The sequence below is a fragment of the Pedobacter gandavensis genome (assembly GCF_032677645.1).
Classification (GTDB): domain Bacteria; phylum Bacteroidota; class Bacteroidia; order Sphingobacteriales; family Sphingobacteriaceae; genus Pedobacter; species Pedobacter gandavensis_A.
This window is the reverse complement of record NZ_JAVTSB010000003.1, coordinates 1-19,379: the sequence shown is the minus strand read 5'-3', so window position 1 is coordinate 19,379 and position 19,379 is coordinate 1. Positions and strand designations below refer to the sequence as shown.

General features: G+C 40.9%; 21 protein-coding genes. 19 read left to right on the top strand and 2 right to left on the bottom strand.

Features of this window, described 5'->3' with window-relative positions; translation table 11 throughout:
- The 8 genes from R2Q66_RS05810 to R2Q66_RS05775 all read left to right on the top strand — a co-directional run bounded on the left by R2Q66_RS05810 (position 1) and on the right by R2Q66_RS05775 (position 6,852).
- Positions 1 to 2,184 carry a TonB-dependent receptor domain-containing protein gene (locus R2Q66_RS05810; RefSeq protein ID WP_316747065.1) on the top strand — a complete coding sequence of 728 codons (2,184 nt, stop codon included), beginning with the start codon at positions 1 to 3 and terminating at the stop codon, positions 2,182 to 2,184.
- A gap of 258 nt (positions 2,185 to 2,442) precedes the next feature.
- The gene (locus R2Q66_RS05805; protein ID WP_316747064.1) at positions 2,443 to 2,772 is read left to right on the top strand and encodes a metalloregulator ArsR/SmtB family transcription factor; all 330 of its coding nucleotides are present in this window, start codon (positions 2,443 to 2,445) and stop codon (positions 2,770 to 2,772) included.
- Between the two features lie 56 nt (positions 2,773 to 2,828).
- Positions 2,829 to 3,296 (top strand): DUF6428 family protein, encoded by a 468-nt coding sequence (locus tag R2Q66_RS05800; protein ID WP_316747063.1) that lies wholly within the window; start codon positions 2,829 to 2,831, stop codon positions 3,294 to 3,296.
- A gap of 10 nt (positions 3,297 to 3,306) precedes the next feature.
- Positions 3,307 to 3,798 carry an N-acetyltransferase family protein gene (locus tag R2Q66_RS05795; RefSeq protein ID WP_316747062.1) on the top strand — a complete coding sequence of 164 codons (492 nt, stop codon included), beginning with the start codon at positions 3,307 to 3,309 and terminating at the stop codon, positions 3,796 to 3,798.
- A gap of 14 nt (positions 3,799 to 3,812) precedes the next feature.
- Entirely contained in the window at positions 3,813 to 4,247 is a 435-nt protein-coding gene (locus tag R2Q66_RS05790) for an arsenate reductase ArsC (protein ID WP_316747061.1), read from the top strand.
- A 12-nt stretch (positions 4,248 to 4,259) separates the two neighbouring features.
- Positions 4,260 to 5,339 carry an ACR3 family arsenite efflux transporter gene (arsB, locus tag R2Q66_RS05785; RefSeq protein WP_316747060.1) on the top strand — a complete coding sequence of 360 codons (1,080 nt, stop codon included), beginning with the start codon at positions 4,260 to 4,262 and terminating at the stop codon, positions 5,337 to 5,339.
- 1 nt (position 5,340) lies between these two features.
- Positions 5,341 to 6,111, top strand: coding sequence for a metallophosphoesterase family protein (locus R2Q66_RS05780; RefSeq protein WP_316747059.1), 771 nt, complete (start codon positions 5,341 to 5,343; stop codon positions 6,109 to 6,111).
- Positions 6,112 to 6,114: 3 nt separating this feature from the next.
- The gene (locus tag R2Q66_RS05775; RefSeq protein ID WP_316747058.1) at positions 6,115 to 6,852 is read left to right on the top strand and encodes a metallophosphoesterase family protein; all 738 of its coding nucleotides are present in this window, start codon (positions 6,115 to 6,117) and stop codon (positions 6,850 to 6,852) included.
- Between the two features lie 14 nt (positions 6,853 to 6,866).
- Here R2Q66_RS05775 and R2Q66_RS05770 read toward each other — a convergent pair whose 3' ends face one another.
- Positions 6,867 to 7,313 (bottom strand): hypothetical protein, encoded by a 447-nt coding sequence (locus R2Q66_RS05770; protein WP_316747057.1) that lies wholly within the window; start codon positions 7,311 to 7,313, stop codon positions 6,867 to 6,869.
- A 1-nt stretch (position 7,314) separates the two neighbouring features.
- Positions 7,315 to 7,653: a YnfA family protein gene (locus R2Q66_RS05765; RefSeq protein WP_316747056.1), complete on the bottom strand. Its 339-nt coding sequence runs from the start codon at positions 7,651 to 7,653 to the stop codon at positions 7,315 to 7,317.
- Between the two features lie 78 nt (positions 7,654 to 7,731).
- On the opposite strand from R2Q66_RS05765, the gene R2Q66_RS05760 reads away from it, so the two are divergent.
- The 11 genes from R2Q66_RS05760 to R2Q66_RS05710 all read left to right on the top strand — a co-directional run bounded on the left by R2Q66_RS05760 (position 7,732) and on the right by R2Q66_RS05710 (position 19,293).
- Positions 7,732 to 8,148 carry a MerR family transcriptional regulator gene (locus tag R2Q66_RS05760; protein ID WP_316747054.1) on the top strand — a complete coding sequence of 139 codons (417 nt, stop codon included), beginning with the start codon at positions 7,732 to 7,734 and terminating at the stop codon, positions 8,146 to 8,148.
- A 503-nt stretch (positions 8,149 to 8,651) separates the two neighbouring features.
- Positions 8,652 to 9,086 (top strand): hypothetical protein, encoded by a 435-nt coding sequence (locus R2Q66_RS05755; RefSeq protein ID WP_316747053.1) that lies wholly within the window; start codon positions 8,652 to 8,654, stop codon positions 9,084 to 9,086.
- A 58-nt stretch (positions 9,087 to 9,144) separates the two neighbouring features.
- Positions 9,145 to 9,348 carry a hypothetical protein gene (locus tag R2Q66_RS05750; protein WP_316747052.1) on the top strand — a complete coding sequence of 68 codons (204 nt, stop codon included), beginning with the start codon at positions 9,145 to 9,147 and terminating at the stop codon, positions 9,346 to 9,348.
- Between the two features lie 57 nt (positions 9,349 to 9,405).
- Positions 9,406 to 10,881: an efflux RND transporter periplasmic adaptor subunit gene (locus R2Q66_RS05745; RefSeq protein WP_316747051.1), complete on the top strand. Its 1,476-nt coding sequence runs from the start codon at positions 9,406 to 9,408 to the stop codon at positions 10,879 to 10,881.
- Positions 10,882 to 10,891: 10 nt separating this feature from the next.
- Positions 10,892 to 13,996, top strand: coding sequence for an efflux RND transporter permease subunit (locus tag R2Q66_RS05740; protein WP_316747050.1), 3,105 nt, complete (start codon positions 10,892 to 10,894; stop codon positions 13,994 to 13,996).
- Between the two features lies 1 nt (position 13,997).
- Positions 13,998 to 15,173 (top strand): TolC family protein, encoded by a 1,176-nt coding sequence (locus R2Q66_RS05735; protein WP_316747049.1) that lies wholly within the window; start codon positions 13,998 to 14,000, stop codon positions 15,171 to 15,173.
- A 222-nt stretch (positions 15,174 to 15,395) separates the two neighbouring features.
- Positions 15,396 to 15,863, top strand: coding sequence for an HYC_CC_PP family protein (locus R2Q66_RS05730; protein ID WP_316747048.1), 468 nt, complete (start codon positions 15,396 to 15,398; stop codon positions 15,861 to 15,863).
- An 80-nt stretch (positions 15,864 to 15,943) separates the two neighbouring features.
- A complete protein-coding gene (locus R2Q66_RS05725; RefSeq protein ID WP_316747047.1) occupies positions 15,944 to 16,423 on the top strand; it encodes a DUF3347 domain-containing protein in 480 nt (159 codons plus the stop codon).
- Positions 16,424 to 16,488: 65 nt separating this feature from the next.
- On the top strand, positions 16,489 to 17,064 hold the full coding sequence (locus R2Q66_RS05720; RefSeq protein WP_316747046.1) for a DUF3347 domain-containing protein: 576 nt from the start codon (positions 16,489 to 16,491) through the stop codon (positions 17,062 to 17,064).
- Positions 17,065 to 17,072: 8 nt separating this feature from the next.
- The gene (locus tag R2Q66_RS05715) at positions 17,073 to 17,540 is read left to right on the top strand and encodes a heme-binding domain-containing protein (RefSeq protein WP_316747045.1); all 468 of its coding nucleotides are present in this window, start codon (positions 17,073 to 17,075) and stop codon (positions 17,538 to 17,540) included.
- Positions 17,541 to 17,562: 22 nt separating this feature from the next.
- Positions 17,563 to 19,293, top strand: coding sequence for a multicopper oxidase domain-containing protein (locus R2Q66_RS05710; protein ID WP_316747044.1), 1,731 nt, complete (start codon positions 17,563 to 17,565; stop codon positions 19,291 to 19,293).
- The last annotated feature ends 86 nt before the right edge of the window (positions 19,294 to 19,379 follow it).

The following is a 19,379-nucleotide window of genomic DNA, read 5'->3' as shown; positions in this document are numbered from 1 at the left end:
ATGAAGAAATTCATTGTGGCATTTGCCATGATTTGCTGTACAATTACAGTCTATGCACAAAATACATTTAAGGCCGTTGTTAAAGACTCCGAAAAGAACAAACCATTGTCAGGTGCAATAGTTAAAGTTTTAAACACGGATATAGGCGCAGTATCTGATCAGAAGGGATTAGTCACTTTAAACAATATTCCTTCTGGAAAACAGATCATTCAATATAGCTACGTTGGTTTTCAGTCCTACGCTGATACCTTAATTTTCCCGTTACAGCAGAATAGTCCGAAAGAGATTTTACTTAAAGAAGCGGGTGAAGAAGACGAGGAACTGGAAGAAGTGACCATATCGGCAACTCGCAGCAGTCGTACAATCGACAATATTCCTACCCGTGTAGAAGTCATCGCAGGGGAAGAACTGGACGAAAAAGGAAACATGAAACCTGGTGACATTCGTATGCTGCTAGCAGAAAGTACTGGCATACAAACCCAACAAACTTCTGCTACCAGTGGAAACTCCTCCATCCGCATCCAGGGGCTGGATGGAAAATACACCCAAATCATCCGTGATGGTTTTCCCTTATATTCCGGTTTTTCGGGTGGATTGGGATTACTTCAGGTCGCACCACTTGATTTACAACAAGTGGAAGTGATCAAGGGATCATCATCCACATTATACGGTGGCGGTGCAATTGCTGGCTTGGTAAACTTAGTTTCTAAAAAACCTGCAGAAGAAAGACAGCTTAATTTTATATTGAACGGAACCTCAGCACTCGGGCTGGATGCAAGTGGTTTTTATGCACAGAAATTTGATAAGATTGGAATTACTGTTTATGGTGCCTATAATAAAGGAACTGCCTACGATCCTTCAGACATTGGCTTGACTGCGATCCCTAAGTTTGACCGCTTTACCTTGAACCCTAAACTTTTCTTTTACTTTAATAAAGCAACCACGCTTTCTGCGGGAATTAATGCTACGACCGAAAAGCGGATCGGTGGTGATCTGGAATATGTTAAAGGCAACGGAAGTGCTGCACATTCTTATTTTGAAGAGAATAAGACCGGACGATACAGTTCGCAGATAGAGCTTGACCATAAACTAAGCGAAACCGATAAACTAGTGTTCCGTAACTCGGTAAGCTATTACGACCGCAGTATTGGTTTGCCAAATTATCTTTTCTCTGGTGTGCAGGTGTCTACTTATAGTGAGGCTAATTACAGCCGTAAAGGCGAAAAAGCAGATTGGGTATTGGGGTTAAACTTTCTCACTGATAATTTTAAGGAAGACAATAATGGCAACAATGCGCTTAGAAGTTACAACTACAACACCATTGGTGCATTTGCACAGAACACATGGAACTTATCGGAAAAGTTCACTATTGAATCGGGCATTCGTGGTGATTACCATAATGAATACGGATTCTTCTTTTTGCCAAAAATCTCCGGATTGTGGAAAATCAATGAACACTTTTCTACCCGTTTAGGTGGAGGGTTAGGCTATAAAGCACCTACCGTATTTACGGAAGACGCCGAGCGAATCCAATTCAGAAATGTATTACCGCTTGATGTCGCCAATACCAAAGCAGAACGCTCTTACGGTGTCAACTATGACGTGAACTATCGTACTTCTTTGTTTGATGGAAATGTTGACTTTAGTATTAACCAGATGTTTTTCTATACCCGCATCAATAACCCAATTTTGTTGGCGGCTACTACAGGCGGTAACTTAGCCTATGTACAGCCAAGTGGAAATCTGGACACTAAAGGGATGGAAACCAATGCCAAAATTACTTATGGTGATTTTAAATTATTCATTGGTTATACCCTGGCTGATGTAAATCAACATACAGGTAGCACCAGTAGCACTTATCCCTTAGTTTCGAAACATCGCTTGAATAATGTTTTGATGTACGAAATAGAAGATAAATGGAAGATTGGTGCCGAGGCTTATTACTTTAGCAAGCAGAAGCTTAATGACGGTGCTACAGGTAGAAGCTACTGGACGGCAGGTTTGATGGCTGAAAAGATATGGGAACGTTTCTCGATTTTTGTAAACTTCGAGAATTTCACAAATACTCGTCAGACTAAATTTGATAGCATCTACACGGGAAGCATTACCAGTCCTATTTTCAGAGATATTTATGCTCCGGTTGATGGCTTTGTCGTTAACGGAGGATTAAAACTTAAATTTTGATAATGCGAAAATCTACATTTCAAATAAGAAGAATGGAGTGATCAGCTGAAGAGAACAAAGCCAGGGTTTGTCCTGGCTTTTGTTATTTAATAACGGTAGGTTATGATATTTAATAAAGATTTTAACTTCTCCGGACGTGGTTTGAAGTGTTAAGTTCGGTTCATGTCTTAACAATTTAATATAGTTATCTTTTTGTCAAAAAATTATTAAAAGATTTGGATTGCATTGATATGTATCGTAATATTACAATATAAAATTATGGGACTTACAAAAACCGAAATATTTACCGATGAGCAGAACCAGCTTGCGACCTTGTTAAAAGCTATGGCTCATCCTGCACGTATCGCTATCCTGCAAAGGATACTGATCTCTAACACCTGCATTTGTGGCGATTTGGTTGGTGAACTTGGCTTGGCTCAGGCTACCATTTCGCAGCACTTAAAAGAGCTGAAGAATGCAGGGATTATACAGGGAACAATAGAGGGTGTCAGCATTTGCTATTGTATCAATCCAAAAACATGGAAATTACTGGAAGCACAAATAGGTTCCTTCCTTGCTGAATACAAAGGCGAAACAGCTTGCTGTTAACCTTTTTTTACATAAATCAATCGTTAAATTGCAATAATACTTTAAATATATAAATTATGAAACTATCAGAAATAAAAGAAATCCTTGCTACGGCTGAAGGCGTAAATTTTAAACTGGAAAATGGTAACTCTGTACCAGAGCATTTCCATGTAACAGAGGTAGGAATCATCACAAAAGATTTTATAGATTGTGGTGATACCGTTCGCCATGAAAAAGTGGCTAACTTTCAATTGTGGGATGCCAATGATTATGAACATCGCCTTAAAGCATGCAAACTGCTAAATATTATTTCACTTTCAGAAAAGGTATTAGGGATGGAAGATTTAGAGATCGAAGTTGAATATCAGGCAGAAACCATTGGAAAGTATGATTTAGGTTATGACGGGGGGAGCTTCCTTTTGATATCCAAAACGACCGCCTGCCTTGCGATGGACAAATGTGGTGTTCCTGCTGAAAAACAAAAAATTGAATTGGTAAATCTTGCATCTGGTTCCTCATGCACTCCGGGTGGAGGCTGTTGCTAATACCGTTTATATGGAGATCATTGAAATGATGCCAGCTCACTGGGAAGATGTTAAGTTAATCTATCTGCAAGGAATAGCGACTAAACAAGCTACTTTTCAAACAGATGCACCATTATGGGAAGAATGGGATAAATCCCATCTTCCCGGTTTTAGATATGTGGCACTGATCAAGAACATCGTCGCAGGGTGGGCAGCGTTAACCCCAGTTTCCGGCAGGTGCGTTTATGCCGGGGTAACAGAAGTCAGCGTATATATCCATGAGAATTTTTGGGGTCAGGGCGTAGGCAAATCACTACTCCAAAAGCTAATAATTGAAACAGAAAAAGAAAATATTTGGACACTTCAAGCAGGAATTTTTCCAGAAAATCTGTCAAGTATAGCCTTACATGAAAAATTGGGATTCCGGCAAGTTGGCTACAGAGAAAAAATAGGGAAAATGGATGGAGTTTGGAGAGATACGGTATTGTTAGAACGCAGAAGTAAAATAACAGGGCAAGATTAAATTACAAGCTATAAATGAAAAAAGTATTGGTGCTATGCACTGGCAATAGTTGCCGAAGTCAAATTGCAGAAGGGTATTTGAGACACTTCGCAGATGGTAGTGCGCAAATTTACAGCGCAGGAATTGAAACACATGGAGTTAATCCACGAGCTATTAAGGTAATGCGTGAAAATGGGATTGACATCTCAGCCCATACATCGAACAACATCAACGAGTACATGAATATTGATTTCGATTTTGTAATTACCGTTTGCGACAACGCTAAAGAAAGCTGTCCATACTTTCCAACTAAAGCTAAAAAATTCCATTATAACTTTCCTGATCCGGCAAAAGCAACCGGCACTGAAGAAGAAATTATGGAGAAATTTAGAATGGTCAGTGAAATGATCAAATCTTATTGCTTTGATTTTATACAGGAAATCTTAAAAAGCGAGGTTATCACCTCATAACCGTCATTAGATATGTCAGCAAATAATTGCGCACCCGCAAGTGAAAGAAAAAAATTAAGCTTTTTAGACCGTTACCTCACCTTATGGATTTTCCTTGCTATGGCTATTGGAGTATCCATCGGTTTTTTTATTCCATCATCATCAGGTTTTATCAACTCCTTTTCCAGCGGAACGACAAACGTTCCGCTGGCAATCGGGCTGATCCTGATGATGTATCCGCCCCTTGCAAAAGTGAAGTATGAAAAGATGGGCGAGGTATTCAAGAATATAAAAGTTCTGGGGACATCCCTTTTCCTGAACTGGGTCATTGGCCCGATATTGATGTTTGTACTTGCCATAACCTTTTTACACGGCTATCCTGAATACATGATCGGGCTGATCCTGATCGGACTGGCCCGCTGTATTGCAATGGTTGTGGTATGGAACGAACTTGCCGATGGTAACCGGGAGTATGCCGCTGGGCTGATCGCCCTCAACAGCATTTTTCAGGTCTTACTTTACAGCGTGTATGCCTACCTGTTCATTACTGTGCTGCCCCCTCTTTTTGGAATTAAAGGGCTGGAAGTAAACATCACTATTGCTGAAATTGCTAAAAGTGTCGGTATTTATTTAGGGTTACCATTTGCAGCCGGTATAATCAGCCGTTATGTGCTGATCCGCCTAAAGGGTGAAGAATGGTTCCAAAACAAATACATTTCCTTTATATCGCCGATCACCCTGATAGCATTGCTCTTTACCATCGTAGTGATGTTTAGTTTGAAAGGTGAACTGATTGTGCAGATCCCGATGGATGTGGTACGGATTGCAATTCCGTTGGTGATCTATTTTGCTATTATGTTCCTGGTCAGCTTTTTTGCAGGTAAGAAGATGGGGGCTGATTATTCGCAAAGTGCTTCCATTGCTTTTACAGCTGCCGGTAACAATTTTGAATTGGCTATAGCCGTTGCTATCGGCGTTTTTGGCATCAATTCAGGCCAGGCGTTTGTTGGAGTTATTGGCCCACTGGTAGAAGTTCCGGCCTTGATTGCATTGGTAAATCTTGCCTTCTGGCTGAGAAATAAATATTATCCTGTTCCACTAAGTAAAATATAAGATGAAAATTGCCCTTTTTTCCGATATCCACGCCAACCTCCCGGCACTGGAAGCCTTTTTTAAAGACGTGGAAACACGCAACACAGATGCCATCTGCTGCCTGGGTGACCTGGTGGGCTATAACATTTGGCCCAATGAGGTCATCGATGAAATCCGCAGACGCGGAATACCAACCATTGCGGGTAATTACGATTGGGGCATTGGCAGAAGCAGTGATGATTGCGGGTGTGCTTATAAGACTGACGATGAAAAAGCAATGGGAAAGGTGTCCATTTCCTACACCAATCAGATAGTTAGGGACGAACAGCGTGCTTACCTGAGAACACTGCCAGCACACATCCGCCTAGAATATCAGTTAAACCATGACAAGCGCAATATTCTGTTTGTGCATGGAAGCCCCCGCAAAGTAAATGAATACTTGTTTGAAGACCGGGATGAGAAAAGTATGATCAGGATCATGGAACAAGCCGATGCCGACATCATGTGCTTTGGCCATACTCACCAGCCTTATCACTGCATTTTGAACTCCGGAACAGAGGGGAACGATCATTTCAGGCATGCCATCAATATTGGCTCCGTAGGAAAACCAAAGGATAAGGACCCCAGAGGTGGTTATGTGATCCTAACCATAAATCCGGACAGCACGGTGACTGTTAAAGACAGTATCACAGTAGAGTTTATCCGGTTTGAATATGACATCGAGAAAGCGGCCAAAGCCGTTGAAGACAGTCCGCTTCCTAATGAATATGCTGATATGTTACGAAATGCTTAACCTATGAAGATTGCTTTATTCTCTGACATACATGCAAATCTTCAGGCGTTTGAAGAAATGCTGGCAGATCTGGACAGCCGCCCGATCGATGCCGTATATTGCTTAGGTGATCTTGTTGGTTATAATGTCTGGCCGAACGAGATCATTTCTGAAATGCAACGGCGCAAGGTTCCCTGTATTGCCGGAAACCATGATGTAAAGGTAAATGGTTTGATTACCACAGCCACAAGTCTGAAAGAACCTGGCAAGAAATACGCGTACCATTTAATTGACGAACCAGGCCGTAAATACCTGTCCACCTTACCAGCGCACATCAAACTTGAATATAAAATTGATGGGCAACGTCTGAACATTATGCTTGCTCACGGCAGCACCAGGAGTATTGACGAATATGTACTCATCGATACTAATGAAGCCTATGTGTTAGAATTAATGGAGGAAGCAAACGCAGATGTACTATGTGTCGGCCATTCCCATAAACCTTACCACCGAGTGATCATTGATGGAAAGGGTAACAAGAAGCACATCATCAATACAGGTTCAGTGGGCAAGCCTAAGGACGGGAATCCGAAGGGTTGTTATGTTTTATTGACGATAGAACCGAGTGTGTCCCAGGGTAGCGAAGATATTGTTGCAGTAGAATTCATTCGTTTTGACTATAACATAGAAAAAGCAGCGAAAGCTATTGAAGATAGCCCCTTGCCAATTGAATTTGCAGATATGTTACGGCAGGCCAAATAATACGACTGAACTGGTTAGAACTCCAGTTCAGTCACTATAAAGTTCTTCACTCCTTTTGGCCCGGTGACCGTTAGCCAGGCGGATGATGCGTCACCAGCGATCTTGAGCTCAAAGTCAAAGAAATCACAGCAAAGGCGTTCCGTTTTTACAAAGTCTGCCAGTTCATTTATTACGCTGTCAGTGCCTTTGAATTTATACGAATAACCATTTGTAAGCTCCTTTTTTTCGATCACCTGCTTTTTAAGGCTGGCTATCACGGTGGTTTTACGTAGCTGCATTTCAGGGCTGGTCAGTTTGCAGCTAAGGGCTCTTTCAGCTCCCGCACCGCAACTGTCAGTACAGCTTTCTGTGCAATTGGCTGCTGCTGTTTTCTTTTTCATGTCGTTATGCTTTGTTTGCTTACTCTGGCAACATCCGGTCAGCGAAAGGGCCAGTAATGGAATGATAAAGATGTATTTCATGTTATTGTTGGATTGAACGGGGTGCGTAAAATATGATGCAGACACCTATTAGCGCGATTAGCGCCCCGATGATGTCATAACGGTCAGGCTTGAAGCCATCAAACTTCCAGGCCCATAGCAGGGAGAGTGCAATGAAGATTCCGCCATAGGCGGCATAAACGCGCCCAAAGCTATTGGTTTGCCAGGTGGCCACCGCACCATAGAAGGTAAGGATCACAGCGCCTAAAATCCCATACCAAAAAGGTTTATCTTCTTTCAGCCAGAGCCATACGAGGTAGCCGCCGCCGATTTCGCAAATTCCTGCGAGCAGGAAGATCAATATTGATTTTACTATTGTCATATCATATAAATAAATTTTACCTTAGCAAATATAAACAGTGGAGTACAGTCCACTGTCAAGAAAAAACTGAATCATTTTATGTTAATAGGAGAATTGTTGGCAAAAACAGGTCTTTCCAGGGACACTATCCGCTTTTATGAGAGGCAGGGATTGATTGCTGTGGGTAGAAAACAGCGCCGGGACAACAACTATAAAGAGTATTCTGATGAAGTGCTGGAAAGACTTCAAACCATTAAGCGTTTAAAGAATTTTGGCTTTACCCTGAATGAATCCGCAGAGGTACTGGAGATGATCGAAGTAAAAGAAGCTACCTGTAATAATGTGAGTGACATTATTGATAAAAAGGTGCAACTATTGGATGCTAAGATTATGGACATGCTTGCCATGCGCAATCAACTGATCAATGGTGTTAAAAAATGTGTGGATTGTTGTAATCCCGCAAGCCCTGAAGAAAATTGCCCGATACTGGTTACTGATGACTTTCTGGAAGCATAGCTAACTTTTCCGATAAAATGTGATCAGGCTACCATACAGGTCCACCGTAGCTAGGTCCTGGTGGCCCCAATGCTGCTGCTCCATATTAAAGCAAGCCAGATATTTACCTCAAATGATGTCATAATTAATATTGGGGTTATGATTGCGGGTCTACTTGTTTATTTAACTTCATCAAGATTGCCTAATCTAATTGTGGGAACATTGGTTTTTGCTATTGTTGTTAGAGGAGCGTTCTCAATTATGAAACTTGCAAGATAATATCTGTAAACTCCAAGAACCCTGTATACAGGGTCTTGGAGTTTTTTATATCAATGTTTACGAATAAACATAAATAAAATACTTTATTTGCAATTACTGTAGTCCTTAGGTTGGTTATCTTAAACTTTATTGGCGTCGAATAATCAACTTCATGAGGGAGTGCTAGGTTGTTAAGGAGGTATAGTGCTTGTTATAATTAAATGAACAAACATTTTTATTATGTTATTAATTAGTAATATTGCAGCATGATGTTGAAAAAACAATTGCTGTTGTTCTTACTGATTGGTGCATTTTCTTTGCACCTGGCGCATCAGTTGTTTCCGCACCATCATCATGAAGAAGACGTTGTTGCAACGCATTCACATGAGCCTGGAAGCAAACATCACCATCACCACAATACTTCCGGTTCTTCTAAGCAGGATAAACAAAACGATTGGCTGGATGAAATCCTTTCCTTTATCAACCACAGTAAAACGGATAATCCTGTACAATCGGGTAATCAATTAAAGGCTGATTTCTGCAAAACTATATCTATTATCCTTCCAGGATTTAGTGGCATACAAGATTTTTCATTATTGGAGTATAACCTTATACTCCCGGTTTATTCCCCGCCAGAGGAACAGCCAACAAAACACGTCATTCTTTTCAAAAGCAGGCGCGGCCCGCCTGCAATGGCCTAATTATATCTATTTTTTTATTTAATCACAATTTACAATCATGAAGAAAACCATGCTTGCAATGGCTGTTGCCATTGGATTATTAGCCGTATCATGCAACAACGAGAAAAAAGCTGATGGCACACACCAACACGAAGATGGATCAGTGCATGAGGCACATGACAGTACTGCTGTAGATACCACTAAGCAGGAAGAATTCAAGGTAGACTCGGGAAAAACTGATACTACCCATGTGCATGACGAAAGTAAACCGCACACCCATTAACACCCTAACAGTTACAGGCAAATAGTCTGTAACTGTTAAATCAAAAAAGGCCATAAAATGAAAAGAATATATTTATTATTAATAACTACGGTACTGTTTACAGCCTGTCAGCAAAAGGCTGAACATGCCGCTCATGAAGCAGAAAATATTAAGCTTAGTTTAACTGATCTGAACGGTCAGGTTGAGATTTTTGCAGAGTACGATCCATTCATTAAGGATTCCGCTTCCAAATTTGCCATTCACCTAACCACTCTTGAAGATTATAAGCCTATTAAACGTGCGAAGGTGACCACCAGCCTTGTCATAGGGAGTACCGGGATCAGGAAAGTATTGGATTCCGCTACTGTACCAGGTATTTATAAAATTGTCCTTAACCCCAAAATACAAGGTAAAGGAGAGCTAATATTTGACATCAATCTCAACGGAAATAAACATCAGTTTAAAGTTTCCGCTACGGTCTTTGCCAGTTATGATGAATTTAAAAAACAACATCAATCTCCGGCTGCTTCGGCAAATGAGATCACTTTTTTAAAAGAACAGAGCTGGAAACTGGATTTTGGGGTAACCAAAATTGGAACAGGTAGTTTCGCTGGTGTAATTAAAGCGCCTGCGACGATAACAGCCGCAGTAGGTGATCAGGAAAGTATCGTGGCTACGGCTGCGGGAGTACTAAAATTTCGTGCCCCGCTAACTACCGGAAGTAAGGTGAGTTCAGGACAAACTTTGTTCTCTATCTCCGGGGCAAGTTTAACAGGTGATAACCTGAATACCGAAGTGCAGGAAGCAAAGCTGAACCTTGCTAAAGCGAAAGCCGATTACGAGCGTGCAAAGACCTTGCGCCCTGATCAGATCATTTCTGAAAAGGATTACCAGAATGCGTTCAACAATTACCAGCAGCAACAGTTGAATTATCAAAAGCTGTCCCGTAATTTTTCAGGAAACGGGGTTTCCCTTAAATCTCAGACATCAGGTTTTTTAACTGATCTGCTGGTTAAAGAGGGAGATTATGTGCAGGCAGGTCAACAGTTGGCCATAGTATCGGCCAGTAAAAAGATTCAGCTTACCGCCGATGTTCCCGCTGCTTATGCAGGACAATTAAGCCAGGTGAAGTCTGCCAATTTCAGGATCAACGACAAGCTTTATGAATTGGAAAATCTGAACGGAAAACTCCTTTCTTATGGGCGTTCGGTATCCGCATCGGGACTGATCCTGGTTATCTTTTCTTTGGACAACCGCCCTGAATTTCTACCGGGTGTCCCGGTTGAAGCCTACCTTTTAACCAGTTCAGGCAGTAGTGTATTACAGATACCTGAAGCCGCTATTATGGAGGATCAGGGCAATTACTTTGTCTATGTACAAAAGGATGGTGAGCATTTTGAAAGACGGGGCATACAACTTGGACAAAGCAATGGCAAAATGGTACAAGTCACCCAAGGGGTGCAGGATGGTGATATCCTGGTTACCAAAGGTGCCTATTATTTAAAACTTGCTGCGGGTCAGGGTTCTGCTCCGGCACATGGTCACGAACATTAACCCGAAGATCATGCTAAATCATATTATAAAATTTGCATTGGGTAACCGCCTTGTGGTTCTCCTTGCATCGGTGATGCTCCTGATCGGGGGTAGCTATACCGCAGTAAAAATGGAAGTAGATGTATTTCCAGACCTTACCGCACCCACCGTAGCGATCATTACAGAAGCACATGGACTGGCACCAGAAGAAGTGGAACAGCTGGTCAGCTTTCCAATTGAATCCACGGTCAATGGCTCAACAGATGTGCGCAGGGTTAGATCTTCTGCCTCAGCAGGCATTTCTATTGTCTGGGTAGAATTTGACTGGGGTACTGATATTTATCGTGCAAGGCAGATCGTAGCCGAGAAACTGGCTACCTTATCGGGAAAATTCCCACAGGGCGTTAGCCTTCCTGTACTTGCGCCCAATACTTCCATCATGGGCGAGATCATGCTCATTAGCATTACAGCCAAACAAACTAACCTCATGGAATTAAGAAGCATTGCTGACTGGAATATCCGTCCAGTTCTGCTGGCTACCGGAGGTGTCTCGCAGGTTGTAGTGATTGGTGGTGATTATAAACAATACCAGATTTTGGCTAAACCAGCACTGCTGAAAGCCTATGGAATCACGATGAACGAGCTTTTTAAGGCTACAAATGTGATCGGGCAGAATGTGTCAGGGGGACTGATCAACCAATATGGCAATGAATACCTGGTTAAAGGGATTTTGCGTAGCAATAAGCCTGAAGACATTGGCAATACGCTAATTAAAACGATAAACGGTAAAGCAGTTAAAATTTCAGATGTGGCAACGGTTACTATCGGTTCTGCGGTTAAATTGGGTGACGGTTCGTTAAATGCCAGGCCTTCAGTTATCATGACGGTGATGAAACAGCCCAATACCAACACGCTGGAGCTAACCGAAAAGATTGATCATACCATCGAAGAATTAAAGGGCAGTTTACCAAAGGATGTGGTGGTAAATACGAGAATATTCCGTCAGGCCAGCTTTATTGAAGCCTCTATAGGTAATATTGAAAAAACACTGATTGAAGGTTCTATTTTCGTGGTCATTATTCTTTCCATCTTCCTGATGAACTGGCGGGCAACGGCCATTTCCCTCATTGCAATTCCAATTTCCTTACTGGTAGCTATTGTGGTACTCAAATTAATGGGTTTAACGATAAATACCATGAGCCTTGGCGGTATGGCTATTGCTATTGGTGATTTGGTAGATGATGCCATCATTGACGTAGAGAACGTACTAAAACGCTTAAAGGAAAATGCACATCTTCCGGCAGAACAACGGGAAAACAAATTTACAGTGATTTACAACGCCTCAACAGAGATCCGTTCTTCTATCATCCATGCTACTTTCATCATCATCATAGCTTTTACACCGTTATTCTTTTTAACAGGAATGGAAGGACGTTTACTCGTACCACTGGGTATTGCTTTTGTGGTGGCCTTGTTTGCTTCGCTGATTGTTGCCATTACCTTAACACCTGTACTTTGCAGTTACTTGTTAACTTCTGATAAAACGCTGCTAAAGCAGGAAAAGGAAAGTTGGCTGGTGAGGCATTTGAACCGTGGTTATCTTGGTGCTTTGCAAAAAGCAATCATTTACCGTAAATGGCTTATTGCCGGAGTTGTAGGCTTGTTCATAGGTGCATTATTTCTGTTCAGTAGTTTTGGCCGGAGTTTCCTGCCAGAATTTAATGAAGGTTCACTGGTAATCAGCGCAGTCACGATGCCCGGTATATCACTGGAAGAAAGCAACAAGATAGGTCAGCAGGTTGAACGTGCCATGCTTAGTATTCCTGAAGTTAAAAGCACTACCCGCAGAACCGGACGTGCTGAACTGGATGAACACGCACAAGGTGTTAACGCTTCTGAAATTGATGTACCCTTCTTTCTGGAAGAACGATCCCGGTCTGAATTTATGGCTGATGTAAGGCAGAAATTAGCCGGCATTACTGGTGCAAATATTACTACAGGCCAGCCTATCGGTCACCGGATTGACCACATGCTGTCTGGTACGAGAGCGAATATTGCGATTAAAATATTCGGGCAGGATTTGGCGGAACTGTACAGGTTAGGTAATGAAACCAAAAAGGCAATTGAGAATATTCCCGGACTGGTTGACATATCCGTTGAACAACAAATCCAGATTCCCCAAATCCAGATCAAACCCAAAAGAGACCTGCTTGCGGCAAAAGGCATCAGCCTGGAAGATTTTAGCCGCTTTGTAGAAGTTTCCATTGGTGGTGAAAAAGTGGGTGATGTTTACGAAGCAGGAAAACGCTTTGATTTAGTTTTGCGGTACGAGGAGTCTGCAAGAAGCAGAATAGAGGACTTGAAAAATCTATTGATTGATGCTGGCGATGGTTCTAAAATAGCTTTGGGAAGTGTCGCAGAAATTGTGTCAACAAAAGGTCCGAACACCATTAACAGGGAGAACGCTCAACGTAAATTGGTGGTTTCAGCGAATGTTGCAGGAAGGGATCAATTATCTGCTGTTGAAGAGATACAAGCTAAAATGAAAACCATAAAGCTACCGCAAAACTACCGGGTTGAATATGGCGGGCAGTTTGAAGCGGAAGCAGACGCTTCAAGGACTTTAGTTTTGACCTCTGTATTTGCTTTATTGGCGATTTTTCTTGTCCTATACCATGAGTTTAAAGATTCCGCGCTGTCTATGATTATTCTGATCAATCTACCATTGGCGCTCATTGGTGGTATAATCAGTGTATGGCTCACAGGAAGCATCATTAGCATTCCGGTGATCATTGGCTTCATCACGCTGTTTGGTATCGCTACTAGAAATGGGATCTTACTGGTTTCTCATTACAGGCATCTACAGCAGGAGAATGGTTTTTATGATCTGGATATAGTGATTAAAGGATCAGTAGACCGTTTAAGTCCTATCCTGATGACTGCGCTTACCGCAGGTTTAGCGCTAATTCCACTGGCAATGGCGAGCGATCAGCCCGGTAATGAAATTCAAAGTCCGATGGCAAATGTCATATTAGGTGGTCTGTTAAGCTCTACATTATTGAATCTGTTTATAGTACCCATCGTCTATAATAGCTTGATGAAAAAAAGAAAATCCACAAACCTTAATCAAGCATAAGATGAGAACTTTAACATATACACTGCTTTTGATCTTAGGGTTTAACTATGCAGAAGCGCAAAACCTGGACTCTGTATTAAATCTTACAAGAGCGAAGAATAGAACACTGAAAGTACATCAGACTGAAACCGAAGCAAGCAAAATGGCATTCCGGACTGGCTTAAATCCTGAAAATCCAACGGCAGAATATGAAATACTTTTTGGTACACCTGCAACTGCAGGTAATCAGCAGGATTTTGCTATTACCCAACGTTTTGAGTTCCCCAGCAGTTATACCTATCGTAAACAAGCTTCAAATGAGAAGGTAAAACAAGCCGACTTTATCGCCAAAGCAAAAGGACAGGAATTGCTGTTAAATGTGAAACTGGATTGGTTGCAATGGGTTTACCTCAATCGGCTTAATTCTACTTATGACGAACGTGTAAAGTCGGTTGAGAAACTACACGCTGCTTATCAGAAAAAAATGGGTGCGGGTGATGGGAATATCCTTGATTTCAATAAAATCAAGTTGCTGCTCCTTGAAACCAAAACACAGTTAAAACGTAATGAGCAGCAGCGGGAGCAGTTGAAACAAAAATTCGTGGCTTATACAGGAGGAAGTGTGGTAGCGGTCAATACAAAATTATACCCTTCAATCCCCTCAGTTCCGTCTTTTGAAATATTGGATAGCTTGATCGAAGCTAGTGACCCATTGCTCAAGATCTATGAGGCACAGCAGGCGATAGTAGCTAAAGAAACGGCATTATATAAAGCATTGACCTTGCCGGGTTTTGAAGCGGGGTATCACAGCCAATCTATCCTTGGTCAGAAATACCAGGGCATCCATGTGGGGTTGAGCATACCACTATGGGAAAAGAAAAATACGGTTAAGCAAAAAAAACTGGAACAATTGGTTGCTGAAAACCGCATGACCGATCATCGTTTGGAACACATGCAGGAAAATAAGGTTTATTATCAGCAATATGAGGAAGCAACCTACTTACTTGGAGAATACAAGAGCTTGCTGGACCAGCTCAAATCTGAACCTTTATTAGAAAAGGCTTTGCAGTTTGGTGAGATTTCGGTAATCCAGTATTACAATGAAATTTTATCACTTTACAAAACACGTGATGCTTATCTTGAATATGGCTTACAGCAACAACAAGCTATAGCTCGGCTATATAGGTTTACACTTTAATCTAACAAAACTATTTCAGTTTGCTTCATTGCAAGTTGAAATAGTTTTTGCATCACCGGATGGTACGAAAAGAGTTTATCAAAGGTTCTGTAATACTATAATATTCTAAACAATATCTTTATTGAACTGTTCTACAAATTAATGATGCTTGCCAGAATTATATAAAATTATAACAAAATAATATAAATCTAAGTGGAGAAATATCACGTAATTTTGATATTGATGAAAGGAAAACTATCCGTACCATTAAAAGCAGTGTTTTTACTGGTTGTGTTTTTATTAAACACAGTGGTTGGTTTTGCCTGCGCTGTCACTATGCAGAATGCGACTCCTCACCAGGAGCACCATGCTATAGAATCATATCAACATACTGATCATGATCACGCTAATCATGACCATTCTAGATCAGCGGAAGCTCATCACGATTTAACGGATCATCATAAAACTAAAAAGGATAAAGATGAATGCTGTAAGGATGAAGTCACAAAACTGCTAAAGGAAGACAAAGTATCGCCTTCTAAAATAACATTCAGCATACAACCAGCTACTTTTTTTACTTTACTTCCCACTTATTGTCAGTTAGATGCTTTGGCATTCTCTGTATATCAACCCAATACAAAATATTTTGTAAGAAGCTATCATCCTCCCATATGGGATATACGGATAAGCATTCAAAGTTTTCAAATTTGATTAAATGATTTCATAGTTTTTGCATGGAAGTGGAGCTTCCATGCCTATAATTTTCTATAAATCATTGAAATCAAATCATCATGAAAAGAATATTTCTTTTAGTTGCATTTTTAGCAACATCCCTTGTACATAATAGTTATGCGCAAGACCACTCTGGTCACACTCAAGCTGGCGACCTGCTAAATCTTTACTATAAAACCAAGGACGCACTTGTAGCAGGAAATGCTAATCTTGTGGCCTCAAAATCGGCAGAATTGGTTAAGGCATTAAATAGTACTGAAGATAAAACTGTCAGTAAGGAGATGAAAGTTTCTCTGTTGGAACATGCAGGTATGATTGCTGAAAGCAAAGACCTAAAAAGTCAACGTGAACATTTTGCAGGTCTTTCTAACGGAATGATTGCACTAGCTAAATCTACGAAGTTATCTGCCGAACCTATTTACCAGCAATATTGCCCAATGAAAAAGGCAAACTGGCTAAGCAGTGAGAAAGCAATTAAAAATCCGTATTACGGCAGTTCCATGCTGACATGTGGCAAATTAGTAGAAACCATTAAGTAATCTTTTTATAATTAGCCTCAAGCTTTTTGTTTGGGGCTTTACTTCGTATTTTAATAAAAAACATCATGAAAAATATCATATTGATTATGGCTGCGTCCATCCTTTTTTTAGCTGCCTGCAACAATGAAACAAAGAAAAACGAGGCTACTTCCAGTACTGACAGTACATCAGTAACCGCTGTAGACACTACTTCAAAAACAAAACAGGAGTCACCAATCCACAACATTCTTAGTGCTTACTTACAGTTAAAGAATGCACTGGCTAAAGATAACGACAAAGATGCGGCATCGTCTGGTAAGGCGTTGGAAACTGCGTTGGCAGGCTTTGATAAATCTTCCCTTACCGCAGAGAAAGTTAAAATATATGATGAGATAGCTGGTGATGCCAAGGAACATGCAGAGCATATTGGCGCAAATGTCGGCAACATTAAGCATCAGCGTGAACATTTTGAAACCCTAAGTCAGGACATTTATGATCTTGTTAAAGGAATTGGGGCAGGGCAGAAGCTATATGTTGATCATTGTCCAATGTACAATGAGAACAAAGGCGCAAATTGGATTAGTGAGTCTAAAGAGATCAGCAATCCTTATTTGGGACAGTCTATGCCAACATGTGGTACTGTTAAAGAGGAATTACAATAATAGCAACCATGAACGGCATAAAGAAAATTATTCTTGGGTTATTTGTAATCCTTATAATTATCCAGTTTATACACCCTGCTCGCAACAAAAGTGGGCAGGGTATGCCAAATGATATTTCCCAACTGGTTGCCATGCCAGGTGATGTACAGGGAATCTTGAAGAAAGCCTGTTATGACTGCCATAGTAACAATACGGATTATCCCTGGTATACTTATGTACAGCCCTTCCACTGGTTGATGAATTATCATATACTATCTGGTAAGGAAGAATTAAATTTTAATGAATTCGGCACTTACACGCCAAGAAGACAGCAGAGTAAATTACGTTCCATAGAGAACAGTTTAAAAGATGGCAGTATGCCCTTGTCTTCTTACACCCTGATCCATAGAAATGCGATTTTGAGCGAAGCGGAGAAATCGCTAATTATCAATTGGGTTCAAAACTCAAAGGATAGTTTAAGTAAAAAAAATCTTTAACTAACCCTTAATCACCAAGGAAATGAAAAACATATTAATGGCCTTTTTATTGATCTTTTATTCTATAGCTTCTGCTCAGGATGCCAAGAAAATGAAAATGCCTAACAATGGAACTGATAAACAGGTACAGACTATTTATACCTGTCCTATGCACCCGGAAATTCAGTCTAATAAGCCTGGAAACTGTCCGAAATGTGGTATGAAACTCGTGGTTCAAAAAACAAAAGCTGCTAAACCAAAAGCGTCTGCCCCAGCTAAGAAGCAAAAACCTGCAAAGGCATCAGATATGGGTGATATGAAGATGCCAATTCAAAAGCAAGGAAGTAACGAACCATCAAAAGTGGTATCTTATACTTGTCCGATGCACCCCGAAATACGTGCTTCCAAGCCCGGTAATTGCCCTAAGTGTGGGATGAAACTGGTGTCAGAAAAAATTAAGACTACTACACCTAAGCATGACCAAATGGAAATGCCGATGAAAGATACTCCCAAAAAGAATGGCAAAGAGGAAGACATGGGTGATATGGACATGGGGGATAACAGTACCACATTAGAAAACATTAAAAAGGCAAAGGTAAATCTAGGGCCAATTAAAACTATCGCAAGTAATGTCCCACCTCGTACTGTTCGCTATGATCTTTACATTGCTGATACAACAGTAACCTACGGAAAGAAAACAAAACGAGCAATTGCTGTAAATGGAAAGATACCAATGCCAACTTTAACATTTACTGAGGGTGATACGGCATTGATCTATGTACATAACAAGCTGAATGAGGAGACATCTCTGCACTGGCATGGCTTGTTTTTACCAAATCAGATGGATGGAGTTCCTTTCCTAACCCAAATGCCTATCAAGCCACATTCTACCTATATCTATAAATTTCCCATCGTTCAGCATGGTACACACTGGTATCATAGCCATAGTGAACTCCAGGAACAGATTGGTATGTATGGCGCATTCATTATGAACAAAAGGAAAGAATGGGATATCCCAACTATTCCGGTGGTATTGAGTGAATGGACGGATATGAAACCTGAAGAGGTACACCGAAGCCTGAAAAACGCCAACGATTGGTTTGCAATTAAAAAAGGGACGACCCAAAGTTATATAGAGGCGATTAGATCGGGTCATTTCAAAACTAAATTGACCAATGAATGGAAGCGTATGAATGCCATGGATGTAAGCGATGTCTACTATGATAGATTTCTGATAAACGGCAAAAACCAAAATGAACAGCCCCAATTTAAAGCAGGTGATAAAGTAAGACTTCGTATTGCTAACGGTGGGGCATCTGATTATTTCTGGTTGACTTACGCAGGAGGTAAAATCACCGTCGTCGCTACCGATGGAAACGATGTAGAACCAGTAGAAGTGGACAGATTAATTATAGCTGTATCTGAAACTTATGATGTGGTGGTAACCATTCCAGAAAATAAAAGTTATGAGTTTTTAGTTACACCTGAAGACCGTACTAATTCTGCGTCACTTTGGTTGGGTAAGGGAGATAAAGTCCCTGCTCAGAAGCTGCCAAAGTTGAAGTACTTTGCTGGAATGAAGATGATGAATGATATGATGGATATGAACGGTAACATGGTGGAAATGGAAGGCATGAAAATGCAGAACCAGGTTATGGATATGAATAGCGTCATGTACCCGGAAGTAACGGGTGAGGAAAATCCAAAAACAAAAACCAAAAAAATGCAATGTCCGGTATGCAGATGCCAAATGATAAAAGCATGGCAGGAATGAACATGGGAACTGATAGCCCTGATATAGTTACATTGAACTATAATATGCTCCGTGACCCAAAGAAAACTACTTTACCTCAAGGACCC

Bases quoted from the DNA above. Each gene is read 5' to 3' on its own strand.
- R2Q66_RS05810 (WP_316747065.1), top strand. From the start codon at position 1: ATGAAGAAATTCATTGTGGCATTTGCCATGATTTGCTGTACAATTACA.
- R2Q66_RS05805 (WP_316747064.1), top strand. From the start codon at position 2,443: ATGGGACTTACAAAAACCGAAATATTTACCGATGAGCAGAACCAGCTT.
- R2Q66_RS05800 (WP_316747063.1), top strand. From the start codon at position 2,829: ATGAAACTATCAGAAATAAAAGAAATCCTTGCTACGGCTGAAGGCGTA.
- R2Q66_RS05795 (WP_316747062.1), top strand. From the start codon at position 3,307: ATGGAGATCATTGAAATGATGCCAGCTCACTGGGAAGATGTTAAGTTA.
- R2Q66_RS05790 (WP_316747061.1), top strand. From the start codon at position 3,813: ATGAAAAAAGTATTGGTGCTATGCACTGGCAATAGTTGCCGAAGTCAA.
- arsB (WP_316747060.1), top strand. From the start codon at position 4,260: ATGTCAGCAAATAATTGCGCACCCGCAAGTGAAAGAAAAAAATTAAGC.
- R2Q66_RS05780 (WP_316747059.1), top strand. From the start codon at position 5,341: ATGAAAATTGCCCTTTTTTCCGATATCCACGCCAACCTCCCGGCACTG.
- R2Q66_RS05775 (WP_316747058.1), top strand. From the start codon at position 6,115: ATGAAGATTGCTTTATTCTCTGACATACATGCAAATCTTCAGGCGTTT.
- R2Q66_RS05770 (WP_316747057.1), bottom strand. From the start codon at position 7,313: ATGAAATACATCTTTATCATTCCATTACTGGCCCTTTCGCTGACCGGA.
- R2Q66_RS05765 (WP_316747056.1), bottom strand. From the start codon at position 7,653: ATGACAATAGTAAAATCAATATTGATCTTCCTGCTCGCAGGAATTTGC.
- R2Q66_RS05760 (WP_316747054.1), top strand. From the start codon at position 7,732: ATGTTAATAGGAGAATTGTTGGCAAAAACAGGTCTTTCCAGGGACACT.
- R2Q66_RS05755 (WP_316747053.1), top strand. From the start codon at position 8,652: ATGATGTTGAAAAAACAATTGCTGTTGTTCTTACTGATTGGTGCATTT.
- R2Q66_RS05750 (WP_316747052.1), top strand. From the start codon at position 9,145: ATGGCTGTTGCCATTGGATTATTAGCCGTATCATGCAACAACGAGAAA.
- R2Q66_RS05745 (WP_316747051.1), top strand. From the start codon at position 9,406: ATGAAAAGAATATATTTATTATTAATAACTACGGTACTGTTTACAGCC.
- R2Q66_RS05740 (WP_316747050.1), top strand. From the start codon at position 10,892: ATGCTAAATCATATTATAAAATTTGCATTGGGTAACCGCCTTGTGGTT.
- R2Q66_RS05735 (WP_316747049.1), top strand. From the start codon at position 13,998: ATGAGAACTTTAACATATACACTGCTTTTGATCTTAGGGTTTAACTAT.
- R2Q66_RS05730 (WP_316747048.1), top strand. From the start codon at position 15,396: ATGAAAGGAAAACTATCCGTACCATTAAAAGCAGTGTTTTTACTGGTT.
- R2Q66_RS05725 (WP_316747047.1), top strand. From the start codon at position 15,944: ATGAAAAGAATATTTCTTTTAGTTGCATTTTTAGCAACATCCCTTGTA.
- R2Q66_RS05720 (WP_316747046.1), top strand. From the start codon at position 16,489: ATGAAAAATATCATATTGATTATGGCTGCGTCCATCCTTTTTTTAGCT.
- R2Q66_RS05715 (WP_316747045.1), top strand. From the start codon at position 17,073: ATGAACGGCATAAAGAAAATTATTCTTGGGTTATTTGTAATCCTTATA.
- R2Q66_RS05710 (WP_316747044.1), top strand. From the start codon at position 17,563: ATGAAAAACATATTAATGGCCTTTTTATTGATCTTTTATTCTATAGCT.